Genomic DNA, 14,577 nt, shown 5'->3' on the forward strand with positions numbered 1-14,577 from the left:
ACCTCCACGTTTACCTGTAGGCTACTGTGTCTAAGGCGACAGAGGTTACTTCTTACTTTTCTACCCACTCCTTCGGTAAAGAGCCTTTTTTTTTGCTTAACCTCTCGGGTGATTTCTTACTTCTTATTATCTCCTTTTATTTCAACTCTTTTACTCGGTTTTCTCTCCTCTATATCGGATTTCGGGTTACTTCAGACAGATGCCCTAATCCTCTGAAGAAACTTTTGTTTTACAAACTCCGCGTATCACAGGTGATGGTCCAGACGTTAAATTTCCTACTTTTTAAATGATTTCCCGGCATCCCATGCTTTCCCTATGACATCTCCTATAGACCAGTACCTGTTGTCAGGCATAGTCAGCACAAAAGGTTTTATTTTTTTTATGTCCGGTTTGCCGTCCGAAAGTGAGCTTTCCTCAACAAAAATATTAATGATTTCACCGATGAAAAAATAATTTGACGGAAGCTCCACGGTGTTTGTAACCTTGCACTCCATGGTAAGCTGACATTGAGTTATCATTGGAGCATGTTTCAACTCTCCGTAAAACACTTCAAAAACATTTGATTTATCCACTCTTTTGCCCGAAACGATACCAACGTAGTCGGTTACCTCAAGCATATCCTCAGAAGGCAGGTTTACGCTAAACTCACCTGTCTCTATAACCGCCCCGCATGATGCATTCACCTTATTAACACACACTCCCAGAAGCGGCGGGTTGTAATTTGTCCTTGTTAACCAGTCAAGCGCCATAAAATTAGTCTTACCGTTTAAATGTGTCCCAAGAATTGTTTGTGTCCACGGAAAACAAAACAGATTTTTCTCAATTGTTATCTTCGCCATAAAAGCCACCTCCTTAAGCGCTTCATCATTCTCTCCGCAACTGGAGAACATACATTTCCCAGCCTGTACGCTTTATAGCATAACATAATACCAAGTTGCATTCAATCGTCTAACTTCGTTGGCTCCGTCAAAGCTCAAGGCTCCTCTAAAGGGGAATCCCCTGTAAGGGAAGAAGTCGCTTTCTCCCAGCCGCCTGTGTTTACTTCTGACTGCTGCTTGGTATTAGGTTGCGGCTCTTTTTAAGGTGATGTAGTAATCTCGATACTGTCACAAAAATTCTCGTTCTTGCGGAGTGTTATATGGTAAAAGCCGGTATCTGTTTTATTAGAGGCAAAATCCGACCTGAAATGTGCTCCAATGCTGTCTTTTCTGTAAAGGGCGGACACTACTATCATAAACGATGTCTGAAACATGTTCTTTATTTCATTTTCATAGCGGGTCATATAGTTTGATGATAAGATGTGTGCCCATTTTCTTAAAGCAGTGACCGCCTCTGTAAGTGATATGTTACAACGGATAATACCTGCCTTTTCCCACATGAGTTTTCTTAGAAGGCTTCTTAGCTCATCGGGCTCCTCAATTGTGTGTGCGGATAAATTAATATCATAGGGTTTTATGGCGGAATAATCGACATTTTCATTAAGAGCACTGACTCCCGCCCTCTGTCCAAACACCAGCCCCTCAAGCAGACTGTTGCTGGCAAGCCTGTTAGCGCCGTGAACACCGGTTCCGGCAACCTCTCCAGCGGCAAAAAGCCCCTTTATGTTAGTCCTGCCGCCGTCGTCGGTCTTTACGCCACCCATCATGTAGTGGGCTGCCGGGGAGACCGGAACCAGCTCTGAGGTTATATCTATATCGTATTTCAGGCAGGTTGTGTAGATCATCGGAAAACGCCTCTTTAGGTAGTCCTTATCAAGATGCGTGGCGTCAAGATAAACAAACTGGCTGTTTGTCCGCACCATCTCAGACACTATGGCGCGGGAGACAATATCCCTTGGAGCAAGCTCGGCAGCAGGGGTGTAAAGACTGAGGAACCGCTCCTTGTGTATATTTTTAATATATGCCCCCTCACCGCGCAATGCCTCGGTCAGTAAAAACTGAGGAGCAGAGGGCGCATACAGGGTTGTCGGATGAAACTGGACAAACTCCATATCAGATAAAATTACGCCCGCCCTGAAAGCCACGGCTATCCCGTCCCCAGTTGCCACACCGGGATTAGTTGTACGTGAAAATATCTGACCGATTCCACCTGTTGACAAAATAGTGGCCTTTGCCAAAAGTGCAACGATATTTTTATCTTTAAGTACATAAGCACCATAGCAAACCCCATCCTGCACTATTAAATCAAGGACATACGAAAACGAATATTTCCTGACAGATGCAAAACTGCGGGCTTTAGTTATTAAAACCCGTTCTATCTCTTTGCCGGTGGAATCTCCGGAGGCGTGCAGCACCCGCCGTCTTGAGTGAGCCGCCTCAAGGGTAAACTCAAGTTTTGTGCCGCTTTTGTCAAATTCCATTCCCCACGACATCAGCTCCACTATCCTCTGAGGGCCTTCCTCAACCAGCACCCTTACAGCAGCCTCACGGCAAAGCCCGTCCCCTGCCTTTATCGTATCCTCAAAGTGAATTCCAATGGTGTCCTCATCGCTTAGAGCCACAGCAACCCCCCCCTGAGCATACTCCGTGCATGACTCACTCACTATGTCCTTAGTTATGACACAGACGCTGCCGTGTGGCGCAAGCTCTATGGCAGCCCGCAGGCCTGCCACTCCGCTGCCTATTATCAGGTAATCAACCCTTTCGACATCCACTATCTGTGCTACTCCGGCAAAAGCTCGTTAAAGCTGTCAAAAGATAACAGTTCGCTGTTATTTGACATGGTTTCCCGTGAGCTTGCCATGTTTTTTATAAGCACATAGCTGATACCAAAGTCCGCCGCACTGCGGGCTACATCTAAAGTGTCATCTATAAACAACGTGTTTTCTTTGTCAAACCCCAGTGTATGCTGTGCATTTATCCAAAACCCCTCGTACTCCTTAGGCACACCCATATCCAGTGAGGTTATGACCTTATCAAAGTATTTCCCGAGGGCGGTTTTCTTCATCTTGAGTGCAATAGTTTTGTAGTGGGCATTTGTGGCAAGGACAACGTGTTTTTTGTATTTTCTGAGCACTTTGAGAAATTCCTCTACGTGTGGGTGTGCCTCTATGAGATGATTGATCTGCTCTTTGAGTGCCGGGATGTCTATTCCAAGCTCCTCTGACCAGAAATCAATGTCGGTCCAGTTTAGTGTTCCCTCGTGGTGCTTGTAGCGAGCAAAGAGCTGTTCAGAGGCTTTGCCGAATGTGATATTGTGTTTTTGGGCATAAGTCTGCGGCACTAGGTGTCTCCAGAAGTAATCGTCAAAGTACTTATCCACAAGCGTGCCGTCCATATCGAGCAGCACGTGGGTTATGTGTCCTTTACTGCCTTTATTGTCGCCCCACAGGGCTGCCTTCACCTCCGGGATGTTCATAAACTATTCCCCCTTGCCGCACATTTTGGTTTTAAAGCATCCATTGGCGGAAAACTCAATCATTTCCTCGTTAAAGTAATCAAGCACCATTTCAGCTATGGTTTTCTTAAACTTATGAAAATACGTAAAATCACTCCTAAGGTCTCCCTCAAGGGCGGCAAACTGTGAGTAGTGGGGAGTTCTGTTAAAGTAGTAGTCGGGCTCAAAGTTGCCCTCTGCGTTTTTGGCGAAGTTTTCCTTAAATCTGTTACAACCAGGCCAGCGTTGAGCCGGAGCCGTATTTACTTGCAGCACCGATGGGACGCCGTGTGAGCGGCATATCAGCGGTCTGTTTTCATACACAACGCACTTGTCATTGAAGTTAAGCGGACACATGATTTTCAATGACTCCATGTTAAACGGTTTCTTTGCCACCTCTGAGTAGTACATCTGCGCTCTCATAAATATTACTTTCAAAAGTGCCTGATCGGTAATCTTAGTGAGTCCCTCACAGAGATAAAAGTACTCAAGCAGCGTGTAGTGGTTAAACACCGTGGTACAACAGTTATCCTCACAGCCGTCACAGTTAAAACCGCTGTAGTGCTCCTGGGCTGTCTTGTAGTCGGCTTCTATGGCTGAAAATATTTGCGACAGCCTTTCCATGTATGCTAAAATGTCTGCTTCCATACTGTTAAGCCCTCCAAATTTTTAATGTTAATCAATTCTATAATAATGCCGGACATTTGTAAAGAGTACAGGGGGGTTGAGGTTTTCTCCAAGACATGGGTATAAGGTAAAAAAAAGGAGGTGCTAATACTTATAAGTAGCCTTAATTGCAGGTTTAATTATATAATTTATTAACTAAAAAACGGGGAATTAGTTTGGCCCCATGGTGGGACATAAAACATGGCCGTCTATAGGGAAGTTCGTATGTTAAAGTATTATTATGTTTACATCATCAGAGCATGAAACTGTCAATTTATCAGATAGATGCTTTTGCTAATATGGCTTTTAAGGGCAATCCTGCCGCGATTGTTCCTCTAAACGAATGGTTAAGTGAAGGCATTATGCAAGCAATAGCGGAAGAAAATAATCTTTCGGAAACTGCGTTCTTTGTTCCGGTAAAAGATGCTTTTCATATCCGTTGGTTTACTCCAATAAAAGAAGTTAGGCTTTGTGGTCATGCAACTCTTGCATCTGCTTTTGTATTATTCAATATTCTGGGATTGCAGCCGGATTCAGTAACATTCAACTCTCTTTCGGGGCCGCTGGTAGTTTCAAGAAAAAATGGGATACTTACTATGAGTTTCCCCTCACAACCTCCACTGCCCTGTGAAACACCGGAGGAGGTTATTAAAGGATTGGGGCGGGTACCTGTTGGGTGCCTTAGATGCGAGGACTTCGTCGTAGTGTTTGAAAACCATGAGGATATAGCCAACATTGTTCCAAACCATGAGTACCTAAAAAAATTAGACCTTCGAGGTGTTATTGTTACTGCCCCATCATTAGAGTACGATTTTGTAGCCAGATTTTTTGCACCAAAATATGGAATACCGGAAGACCCTGTAACCGGCTCAGCATATACGCAGCTTATGCCTTATTGGGCAGAGGTATTTGGTAGAAAAAAACTTAAAGCAAAGCAAATTTCGGCGCGTGGGGGTGAGCTGATTTGCGAGTTGAAAGGAGACAGAGTTTTAATTTCAGGCACGGCAATAAAATATTTGGAAGGAACCATTGAGATATGATACCACATTGATTTATTGCCTGATTCCAGTTTTTTGGGAAAGGGCAAAGCCCTTTCCCTTTTATGTTGCCACGTATAGTTTATTTCTCACCGGAAGGTGTTTTTTCAACCGGATGCTCCTCCGGCTCTCCAAGATACTTGTTGATGAGCGGGAAGTTAGCGCCATTTACAGGCTCGCCATTTACAATTAAAAACGGAGTACCGGATATACCTAACGTATCCCCCAGTTTGCGGTATTCCTTTATCGTATCCTCCACTTTTTCGTCCTTACATTCAGTTACTTCCTTCTCATCATACTTTCCTTCCATGACATCATAGAAGGTCTTAACTTTATCTTTGGCACAGAGGATAAACTTACTCTTCTTCTCAGCGTTGGGGTGAAGTTGAAGCAATGGGTAGAAGAACACATAACGGGTAATATCCTTTTTGGTTTTCAGGAAGGTGTCAACTTTTCTGCAAAATGGGCAGTCCGGGTCGGTGAATTCGACAATAATATTTTTACCGTTACCGATTTTCATACCTTTTTCCGAGGGAATGTGTTTAACCTTTTCCTTTATTATTTCCATTAATCTTGCCGAGGTCAGGTTTTTCCCGTCACTTGTGCGCATCTCGCCCAATATTAAAATACCGGTTGCCGGATCAAAATAAACTAACTCAGATCCTGCCAACACCTCATAGACTCCCTTTACAGCAGACTCCTTTATCGAGTCATATTTGACATGTGGGAACAGTTTTTTAAAAGACTCCTCAGGTGTCTCTGCACTGCAAAAAGCAGCCAGCGCAAAGAAAACACTGAGAAAAATGATCAGTTTTTTTAACACTTTTCACTCTCCATTATTTTTATTTGTTAGCCCTGAAAAAGGCTCCGTGTGATTATCCTCAATTGCTTTTCATTTCCCTGACCATCAGCTCTGAAACCATCGATGCAAAGAAAAGGGAATCCTTTGGCCGGCTTCCCTCCAAAACTAATGCCTGATTGTAGAGCATGTCAATGTATTTTAAGAGTTTCTCACTGTTTTGATCTTTTTCAAAGAGCTCATTCATCGCCTCCACAAGGGGATGAGCCGGGTTAAGTTCAAATATCTTCTTAATGTTGGGAATATCCTTGCCCATTGAGCGAAGCAGTCTTTCCATGTTTGCATCCATTGCACCCTCATCTCCGACAAGACAACATGGGGAGTCCTTCAGCCTGCCGGAAAACCTCGCTTCCTTTATATCATCTTTAAGTCTTGTGTTGATTAAATCGAGAAGTTTTTTGTACTTTATCTCGCTCTCTTTCTTCTGCTCCTCTTTAGCCTTATCCAGGGTTATATCCCCGCGCAGGGCTGACTTAAAGTCCTTGCCGGAGTACTGAAATCCGGCAAATATCATGTCGTCTATCTCATCAAGGAGAATCAGCACCTCATAGCCCTTTTCTTTAAAAGTCTCCAGATAGGGCGAGTGCATAGCATCGTCATAGGCTGAGGCCGTTATGTAGTAAATGTGCTTCTGGTCTTCCTTCATGTTGTTGATGTAATCCCTCAGAGTGGTATATTTTTCAGGCTCAGTGTTTGTGGACTTAAAAAGTAGCAGGTCTGCCACAGTCTCACGTTTTTCATAACTGAAGTGAATACCCTCTTTCAGAATTTTTCCGAATTGTTTATAAAATTCCAGATATTTGTCAAACTCATTTTGTTTCATATCAGAGAGGGTGTCTAACATTTTCTTTGTCACATTTTTATTGATAATCTCTATCTGGCGGTTGTTTTGCAAGATTTCTCTTGAAACGTTCAAGGGCAGATCGGAGGAATCAACCACTCCTTTTACAAACCGCAGATATTGTGGAAACAGCTCCTCGCAGTGCTCCATAATCTGGACGCGTCTTACATAGAGCATGGGACCGTATTTGAAGTCTTTGTAGAAAATGTCAAAGGGCATCCGTGAGGGTATAAACAACAAGGCGGTAAACTCGGTCATTCCCTCGGCCTTGTAGTGTATGACTTTCATCGGGTCAGTGAAATCATGGGCAACATGCTTATAAAATTCGTTATAATCCTGCTCTGTTATTTCGGACTTATCCCTTAGCCAGATGGCTTTTTGGGAATTAAGTTTTTCCTCTTCTATGACTTTATATTTTTTGCCCTTTTCCAGTTCGCTTTCTTTTTCACGTTCAACGTCTATAACAACCGGATAGTCTATGTAGTCGGAGTACTTTGTAACAATACGCCGTAGTTCGTAATCGGAGAGATATATCTTTTCATCATCTTTGATGTGAAGGATGACATCAGTTCCGCGTGTTTCCTTCTGTGTATCTTCAACAGTGAAGGTACCGTCAGCCGTTGATTCCCACCTAAAAGAGTCATTAGTGCCTGCCTTTTTTGAAATCAGCACCACTCTGTCGGCCACCATAAAAGATGAGTAAAAACCGACTCCGAACTGTCCGATTAACTCTGTGGAGTCCTCGGGGGATTTCTCCCTGAGTTTTGCCAGAAACTCCATAGTACCTGAGCGTGCTATCGTACCAAGTTCTCTTATGCCCTCTTCCCTGTTCATGCCGATGCCGTTGTCGCTTACTGTTAAAGTGCCGGCCTCTTTGTCTATCGATAATTTGATTTTCCAGTCCCCGCCGTCTTGTAACATTTCACTGTTTGTTAGAGACTCGTAACGGGCCTTATCTATAGCGTCTGAGGCGTTAGAGATAAGCTCACGGAGGAAAACCTCTTTGTGAGAATACAGTGAGTGGATCATTAAATCCAGTAATTGATTTACTTCTGTTTTAAACTCCAGCACTTCCTTTGCCATTTTTAATATACCTCCAGTCTCAATAAATATCTTAATAAGGAAATCACTAAGTTCCCCACAATTGACATTTTAGCATAGCATATGAGTGGAAATCAACATGCCGCCGGCACCCGAAATCCAATATAGAAAAACCGGTAGCCCGCTAAAAGTGGTTTTTGAGCAGAAATTTCAGATTATAGCAGACTATCCATTTTTTTCTACTATAAAAAGTTTATTTTTTCATCAACAATACTAAAATCAGTATATACTTTTCTACCCACTCGATCTGTTAGAGAGCTTTTTTTGCTAAACCTCTCCGGTGATTTCTTACTTCTTATTATCTCCTTTAATTTCAACTCCTTTACTCGTTTTTCTTACCTCTATGCCGGTTTTCGGGTTGACAACCGAGCGGGTATTTTTATAACATTAAGTAGAAAGGAGATTAAGAACATGAGCGAAAGTGTAATTTTTGATACCCATGCGTATGTGAAAAAACTTAAAGCTGTAGGGTTCACTGAAGAACAGGCTGAGGTACAAACTGAGGTCTTATCTGAATTACTAGAGAAAAACCTTGCAACTAAGCTGGATTTAAAAGAACTTGAATCTAAACTTGCCCGTGATTTAAAAGAGCTTGAATCGAGACTCGAAGTTAAAATAGAATCGTCCAAGTCCGACATAATTAAGTGGGTAGCCGCCATGCTCGTAGCACAGGCCAGCTTAATGGCTGTCATGTTCCGGTTGTTTAGGGCTTCTTAAGTAACTCACTTTTCTAATCCACATTCCTATAAAACTTATGAGCGCCGATTCTGTCCCCTGCTTAATTGCCTGCATTTTTATGCTCTTTATATTGTTCTTGCCCAAAATCCCTGTTGTATGGTAGGTAAATGTTAAAGGACGTCCCATGGCCGACTTTACTCTCAACACTAATGAAACCTCCGTGTTGTTTTACTACGCCGATAACTATGGATAAGCCAAGACCGGCTCCTTTGCCGGAGTCTTTTTTAGTGCTAAAGAATGGTTCAAAGATTTTCCTTGCATTTTCTTCAGTTATGCCCTCACCCGTGTCTGATATAACCAGTTTAGTGAATTTAAGGCCATCTAGCTTATGTATCTTTTGAATCTCGGTAGAAATTTCAGCGAGCGAGGTGGAAATGGTTATGAGGCCACCCTGAGGCATTGCATCACAGGCATTAATTATGATGTTGGTTAGTAACTGGTTGATTTTTAACAAATCAGCCGTTACGGAAGTATCCTCTTGTGTAATATTTAATATAATTTTAACATTATCGGGAATAAGGCCTCGTAAGTAGCTTATATTTAAAACAATGAGTTCATTTACAGAGGTCTGTGTCAGCGTTAGCGTTGTCTCTATGCAATACTCAAAAAGACTCTTGACATGACTGGAAGCTACCTCAGATGATTTTACCATATTGTTTAAATATGTGTGGGCGAAGTGGTCAGCAGGTAGCTTCAATTGTAGAGTTCTGGCCTGCCCTGTTACAACAGTCAACAGATTATTAAAATCATGCGCTATATTACGCGTGAAACGGCCTATGGCATCCAGTTTCTCTGCATTTCTCAACTCTTTTTCCAAATTTCTTTTTTCTGTCTCGCGCTCTTTCAAAGTTCCCATTAAATTACAGACAGATTTGACCAATTGGCCTATTTCATCATCACTTGAAACTTTTACCATCTGGTATGTACTGTCTTTTTCGTATTGGGTTACTTGTTTTGTCAGGTTTGTTATTGACTTAAGACTCTTTTCCAGTATGAAAAAGGCGATAGCAATAAACATTATTACAAGTGAAAAAGAAATGAAGACACTTTTAAGCATAATAGTATCTGTGCTCTTGATAAGTTTTCTTTTGTCAAAAACCACCTTGACAAAACCTATGATTTCCTCCGGAAGCTCTTTATTATCCGGCAGATCACGATAAAGAGAATAGTCATTTGAGACACCGGTGCTAAACATTACCGGCGCCCAAAACTCTATCTCATGAAAATATTCATTTTCTATTATCTTTCTATTTGCTGAAATTTTTTTCATAATCATTATATCGTCATCAGTGGCCTTCACTGGTTTATCTTTTCTGGCATTTCTAATTACATCAGTTTTATTGTCAAAAACAACTATGTCCAAAATACTTTCCACAAGGGTAAAGTCCTGTATGTGTGAATCCAAAATCTCTGCATTAGTCATATAAACACCAAGCTTGATACTCTTAGCTAATATTTTGACGTCATTGCGCCCCTCTATGACTACCTGGGCTTTTATCAATTCCTTTTGCTCATTCACAAAAAAAGTGACAAATAAAGTCATAATAATAGTTATTGAAACTATAAAATAAAAAAGTAACTTTGCAATTACCCGTTTACTTAAGTCTTTTATACATTTGTTTAAGTTTTTTGTAAGTTTAGTTAACATGTTGTATCACCTATTTTTTGAAAATAGCGTGGTTTTGCTGTAAATACGTCTTATTATATTTAATACCTATTCTTTCGGCAACCACAGAGTTAATAACAAAACCACACTTGCGAGGCAAAAACTTTCTGCCTTTCACTGCTCCGTCAACTAAAATCTCCGTGCGTAGCAGCTCTCCCGCCTGCCTGCCAAGATCATATGGTTCCGCCTCTACGGAAAGCACTGCTCCCATTTCCAAATATTTTTCTGAAAATGTCACCACTGGAATCCTTCTTTCCATCAAACTTGTAAATATATGCTCAGTCATTTCTTTTCTGTATATGCCTGCAGCAGGTATCATCCAAAACAAATCAATCCGGCCTGTCAATGCCTTTAGAGCACTTGTTACATCTGCGGGTGCGGTAATCTTATATTCAATCACATTTACATTTCTGCTTTTAAAATAAACCTGCAACTTTTTAACCATGCTCTCCTTGTCGGCATCATAAAAAATACCAATATTTTTAACTTCGTTAAATATATTAAAGACGCCCTCTCCCTGCCTCTCTGCAGGAAGCGTCATATCTATTCCATACAAAGCATTATTCACAGCCGGTGTACTTTCAACAGAGGAATCAAGAATATACAAGACAGGAAACTCCGAGATATTTTTAACAGTATGTGATATGCCGTCACCGATTGCCAGCACTGCTGAGGCACCTGCGTTATAAGCATCTTTTGTAATATCCTCTGCTTCTGCACCGCGCATGGTCAGTTCTGAAATATTACAATTACAACTACTCTTAAACCCCTCAAGAGCAAGAGTTACGTTGCGGTTTTCTCTGTTTTTTACTAATAAAACAGTGACTCTCCCTGTCTCTGCCGACAAGGCTGAATCTCTCTGGCTCAGCAGAGCAATACACGTAAGAATAGAGACAATTGTGAGTATTCTTTTAAAAAATTTTTTCATCCCACGCCTTCTCACCTTAGTTGCTCCCGGGCAATTTGAACTCATTGGAACACTCTTATTCCCGCTTGATTAATGCCCTACCTATTATATTCTTTACTACTAATATTTTCAACCACTATTTTTACATAGACAGAGAAACAGTATCAAGTTACACCAAAGAACATTCTTATATGCAACCACGTAAGGTGGTGTTTCCATAATAACAATCACTGCTACAGCGACCCTGTTGTTTATTCTTTGTAAAAAATTAATTATTTTTATTAAAAACAGAGGAAACAAAGAAAAATGCCAGAGCAAGGAGAACAATAGCACCGCCGCTTGCAATGTCCATGTAGTAAGAGGCATAGAGGCCCACAATGACTGAGGCAAGGGAAATTGCCATGGAAATTGCCATGGTCTGTTTAAAACTTCTGCAAAATTGCATAGCGGAAAGTACCGGAATAACCATGAGAGCGCCTATAAGCAAAATGCCGACTATCCTTGTTGCAACAGTTATGCTGATGGCGGCAAGCACGACCAGGGCGATATTAAAGGCCTTTACCCTCATACCGCTTACCTGTGCAAGCTGCTCGTCAAAGGCAACTGCAAAAAATTCTTTAAAATGAAGAAAAATCACTAAAACAACGACAAATGCTAAGAGACCGATGAAATATAAATCCCCTTCCGACACTGTTGCGATACTACCAAACAGAAAACCGAAAAGCTCGGCATTAAACCCCCTTGCTATGCTTATCAGGGTTACGGCAACTGCCATACCTGCCCAGAAAAACAGTGCTACCGAGGCCTCACTGTAAACTCGTTTTGACTTACGAAGGGTCTCTATCCCGATGGCTGTAGCCACAGAAACCACGGTTGCCCATATAAGCGGATATGTTTTAGTTAAAAGACCGATTGCCACCCCTGCCAGCGACACATGTGCAAGCGTATCGGCCATAAGGGAATACCTCCGAACCACTAAAAATATGCCTATAACCGGAGCTGTGACGGCTATAAGTATCCCTGCCCAAAAAGCCCTCACCATAAAGGCATGATCAAATATCTCCATCATAAGTTTTTTAATGAATATGGCTTACAGCGGATACTTTCTTGCCGTAGGAGTCCTCTATAAGCTTATTTATACCGGTTGGGCCGGGGTTGTCATGGCAAAACAGTTTTTTGTTTAAACACAGTATTGTTTCCACCTCCTCCGATACCACACCAAGGTCGTGTGATACAAACACAATGGTAATACCTTTTTCCTTGTTAAGGCGTCTTAAAAAGCTATAGAATGTTTCTTTGGAGACAATATCTATTCCAACCATAGGTTCGTCAAGAAAAAGGACTTTTGGCTCTGTGGCCAAAGCTCTTGCGATAAAAACTTTTTGCCTCTGCCCTCCGGATAGTTTCCCCGTCAGTCTGTCTTTGTACTCAGACACGCCTGCTATTTCCATAGCATTGTTGACTGCCTCGTTGTCTTTAACTGAAAATCTCTTATAAAGACCGACCCTTGCCGTGCGTCCGCTTTTGACTATTTCTGAAACTGTTGCCGGAAATGACACATTAAGTGCTGAGCCCTGCTGTGGCACATATCCCAGATGGTATCTCTTTTTATAATTACAGATTTTTTCACCAAACACACGGACATCTCCGGAATCGGGTTTTATCAAACCGAGTAGTATTTTAATCAGAGTAGTCTTGCCGCCGCCATTGGGCCCGATTAATCCGACATAGCCGCCCGCTTTAATTGTAAAGGTCACATCCTCAAGAACCTTTTCCCTGCTGTAGCTATATTCTAAACCCCTGGTCTCTATACAATTCTGTTGCATGTATTATGTCTTTAATTACACTGCAAGGCTGTTTTCAGGTTTTTAAGATTATCTTCCATAAGTGACAAGTAGTTCCTGCCGGCTTTTATATCATCATCTGTGAGCCCCTCACACGTATTGAGCGTCAGTGTTTTCACACCTGCCTCATTAGATAGTGTTTGCGCAAGTTTAGGACTGAGAAGGGATTCATAGAAAACGTATTTTATGTTTTTCTCTTTAACAATCCGTGACAGTTCCGCTAGTTTTTTTGGGGACGGCTCCCCTGAGGCGGTTACGCCAAGAATCGAAAACATATTTAAGCCATAACGTTTTGCTATGTACTGAAAAGCACTATGGCTTACAACAATATCCTTGTGCTTACAGTTTTTCAGCTCAAGAGAATACCTGTTGTTTAGCTCATCAAATTTAGTGCTGATAGAGGCTGCGTTTTTTTCGTAGTCAGCCCGGTTAGCCGGGTCTTTTTTAATTAATGCGTTGCGTACTACCTCCACCTCTCTTTTTATCAACACAGGGTCTAACCAAAAATGCGGGTCATGTGCCTTTGTATCCGCTTTGCCGGAGTCATTCCATGCGTTTAATAAAACCATGTATGATGACATATTAACAGTGACCGTTCCTTTTTTTTTCAACTCCGGTGCGAGTTTCTCCGCCCATGAGTCAAACCCTGCTCCGTTGTATAAAAAAAGGTGGGATGAGTAAACGGTTTTTATGGATTTCATTGTTGGTTCAAACTCATGTGGCTGCACACCGGCAGGGGTCATATTTATTACCTCAACGTGGCTGCCTCCAACCCTTTCTGCAATAAATGACAGCGGATAGAAGCTCACGGCTATTTTAACTTTATCAGAGGCTGAAGGCTCCGGCGGAAAAAATGAAAATATTGATACTATAACTATTGCTGTTCTCATAATTTTAATCATAGCCCCTCCTATCTGTCGCTACAGGCACAACAGAACCCAAAAAAATTAAGTGAATGGTTAATAATTTTGAAATTCCATAATTCCGAAACTTTTCTTTGCTCCTCAACCAGGCAATTATCAAAATGGATGCACTCAACCTTCCGGCATTTTAAGCACACAAGGTGGTGATGGTGGTGATGATGTGAACCATCGTGTCTTAATTCGTAGCGCATTTTGCCGTCACCTAAATCAATTCCCTCTACAACATTCTGGTTTTGTAAAAAAGTTACCTCTCTATAGACGGTAGTCTTGTTAACCGGAAGGTTGCGTGCTGAAAGCTCCGCAATAATGTCCACAATAGAAAGCGGCGCAACGGAGGCGTAGATTATTTCAAGTATCTGCTTCCGCGCACGGGTTAGCCTGAAACCACTTTTCTTGAGGCCTTTAATTAATTCCGTTAAAACCTGCATGTCATGTTTACAATAATGCAACTTAGTTGCATAAGTCAAGAGATGGAATTGTTTCCATACGGGGGCTCACCAAAGGCTGTACTCCGGAAAATCATCTCAAATTAATAATACTTAAAAAACACAGGCAATCACAGGGCATTTATTGTTACAATATCACTCATATGCAGCTAAATATAGTTGATTGGCTTGTTA

At 41.7% G+C, this 14,577-nt stretch carries 14 protein-coding genes; 2 read left to right on the plus strand and 12 right to left on the minus strand.

From position 1 onward, the window contains the following. Positions 1 to 275 precede the first annotated feature (275 nt). The 4 genes from H7844_11060 to H7844_11075 all read right to left on the minus strand — a co-directional run bounded on the left by H7844_11060 (position 276) and on the right by H7844_11075 (position 4,023). On the minus strand, positions 276 to 839 hold the full coding sequence (locus H7844_11060) for a flavin reductase family protein (protein MEO5357824.1): 564 nt from the start codon (positions 837 to 839) through the stop codon (positions 276 to 278). Between the two features lie 239 nt (positions 840 to 1,078). After that, positions 1,079 to 2,653, minus strand: a complete 1,575-nt coding sequence (nadB, locus tag H7844_11065; protein ID MEO5357825.1) for an L-aspartate oxidase — start codon at positions 2,651 to 2,653, stop codon at positions 1,079 to 1,081. An 8-nt stretch (positions 2,654 to 2,661) separates the two neighbouring features. Further along, a complete protein-coding gene (locus tag H7844_11070) occupies positions 2,662 to 3,357 on the minus strand; it encodes an HAD-IA family hydrolase (protein MEO5357826.1) in 696 nt (231 codons plus the stop codon). 3 nt (positions 3,358 to 3,360) lie between these two features. Next, positions 3,361 to 4,023 (minus strand): hypothetical protein, encoded by a 663-nt coding sequence (locus H7844_11075; protein ID MEO5357827.1) that lies wholly within the window; start codon positions 4,021 to 4,023, stop codon positions 3,361 to 3,363. 278 nt (positions 4,024 to 4,301) lie between these two features. Between H7844_11075 and H7844_11080 the strand changes: the two genes are divergently transcribed. Further along, positions 4,302 to 5,081, plus strand: a complete 780-nt coding sequence (locus H7844_11080; GenBank protein MEO5357828.1) for a PhzF family phenazine biosynthesis protein — start codon at positions 4,302 to 4,304, stop codon at positions 5,079 to 5,081. A 79-nt stretch (positions 5,082 to 5,160) separates the two neighbouring features. Here H7844_11080 and H7844_11085 read toward each other — a convergent pair whose 3' ends face one another. Next, complete coding sequence (locus tag H7844_11085; GenBank protein MEO5357829.1) at positions 5,161 to 5,901, minus strand: DsbC family protein; 741 nt, start codon at positions 5,899 to 5,901, stop codon at positions 5,161 to 5,163. 58 nt (positions 5,902 to 5,959) lie between these two features. Further along, a complete protein-coding gene (gene htpG, locus H7844_11090) occupies positions 5,960 to 7,861 on the minus strand; it encodes a molecular chaperone HtpG (GenBank protein ID MEO5357830.1) in 1,902 nt (633 codons plus the stop codon). A gap of 429 nt (positions 7,862 to 8,290) precedes the next feature. On the opposite strand from htpG, the gene H7844_11095 reads away from it, so the two are divergent. Then, positions 8,291 to 8,596: a DUF1640 domain-containing protein gene (locus H7844_11095; GenBank protein ID MEO5357831.1), complete on the plus strand. Its 306-nt coding sequence runs from the start codon at positions 8,291 to 8,293 to the stop codon at positions 8,594 to 8,596. Positions 8,597 to 8,657: 61 nt separating this feature from the next. On the opposite strand, the gene H7844_11100 is transcribed toward H7844_11095, so the two are convergent. The 6 genes from H7844_11100 to H7844_11125 form a co-directional block, all read right to left on the minus strand. Then, positions 8,658 to 10,265, minus strand: coding sequence for an ATP-binding protein (locus H7844_11100; protein MEO5357832.1), 1,608 nt, complete (start codon positions 10,263 to 10,265; stop codon positions 8,658 to 8,660). 10 nt (positions 10,266 to 10,275) lie between these two features. Then, positions 10,276 to 11,211 (minus strand): hypothetical protein, encoded by a 936-nt coding sequence (locus tag H7844_11105; GenBank protein ID MEO5357833.1) that lies wholly within the window; start codon positions 11,209 to 11,211, stop codon positions 10,276 to 10,278. 247 nt (positions 11,212 to 11,458) lie between these two features. Beyond that, a complete protein-coding gene (locus H7844_11110; GenBank protein ID MEO5357834.1) occupies positions 11,459 to 12,259 on the minus strand; it encodes a metal ABC transporter permease in 801 nt (266 codons plus the stop codon). 7 nt (positions 12,260 to 12,266) lie between these two features. Further along, positions 12,267 to 13,016, minus strand: coding sequence for a metal ABC transporter ATP-binding protein (locus H7844_11115; GenBank protein ID MEO5357835.1), 750 nt, complete (start codon positions 13,014 to 13,016; stop codon positions 12,267 to 12,269). A gap of 11 nt (positions 13,017 to 13,027) precedes the next feature. Then, complete coding sequence (locus H7844_11120; GenBank protein MEO5357836.1) at positions 13,028 to 13,936, minus strand: zinc ABC transporter substrate-binding protein; 909 nt, start codon at positions 13,934 to 13,936, stop codon at positions 13,028 to 13,030. Between the two features lie 8 nt (positions 13,937 to 13,944). Then, positions 13,945 to 14,385, minus strand: coding sequence for a transcriptional repressor (locus H7844_11125; GenBank protein MEO5357837.1), 441 nt, complete (start codon positions 14,383 to 14,385; stop codon positions 13,945 to 13,947). Between the last annotated feature and the right edge of the window lie 192 nt (positions 14,386 to 14,577).

This window comes from Nitrospirae bacterium YQR-1 (genome assembly GCA_039908095.1).
Lineage (GTDB): Bacteria > Nitrospirota > Thermodesulfovibrionia > Thermodesulfovibrionales > Magnetobacteriaceae > Magnetomonas.

Excerpts from the sequence above, each read along its gene's own strand:
- H7844_11060 (MEO5357824.1), bottom strand. The coding sequence starts at position 839 with ATGGCGAAGATAACAATTGAGAAAAATCTGTTTTGTTTTCCGTGGACA.
- H7844_11070 (MEO5357826.1), bottom strand. The coding sequence starts at position 3,357 with ATGAACATCCCGGAGGTGAAGGCAGCCCTGTGGGGCGACAATAAAGGC.
- H7844_11075 (MEO5357827.1), bottom strand. The coding sequence starts at position 4,023 with ATGGAAGCAGACATTTTAGCATACATGGAAAGGCTGTCGCAAATATTT.
- H7844_11080 (MEO5357828.1), top strand. The coding sequence starts at position 4,302 with ATGAAACTGTCAATTTATCAGATAGATGCTTTTGCTAATATGGCTTTT.
- htpG (MEO5357830.1), bottom strand. The coding sequence starts at position 7,861 with ATGGCAAAGGAAGTGCTGGAGTTTAAAACAGAAGTAAATCAATTACTG.
- H7844_11095 (MEO5357831.1), top strand. The coding sequence starts at position 8,291 with ATGAGCGAAAGTGTAATTTTTGATACCCATGCGTATGTGAAAAAACTT.
- H7844_11100 (MEO5357832.1), bottom strand. The coding sequence starts at position 10,265 with ATGTTAACTAAACTTACAAAAAACTTAAACAAATGTATAAAAGACTTA.
- H7844_11105 (MEO5357833.1), bottom strand. The coding sequence starts at position 11,211 with ATGAAAAAATTTTTTAAAAGAATACTCACAATTGTCTCTATTCTTACG.
- H7844_11110 (MEO5357834.1), bottom strand. The coding sequence starts at position 12,259 with ATGATGGAGATATTTGATCATGCCTTTATGGTGAGGGCTTTTTGGGCA.
- H7844_11115 (MEO5357835.1), bottom strand. The coding sequence starts at position 13,016 with ATGCAACAGAATTGTATAGAGACCAGGGGTTTAGAATATAGCTACAGC.
- H7844_11120 (MEO5357836.1), bottom strand. The coding sequence starts at position 13,936 with ATGATTAAAATTATGAGAACAGCAATAGTTATAGTATCAATATTTTCA.
- H7844_11125 (MEO5357837.1), bottom strand. The coding sequence starts at position 14,385 with ATGCAGGTTTTAACGGAATTAATTAAAGGCCTCAAGAAAAGTGGTTTC.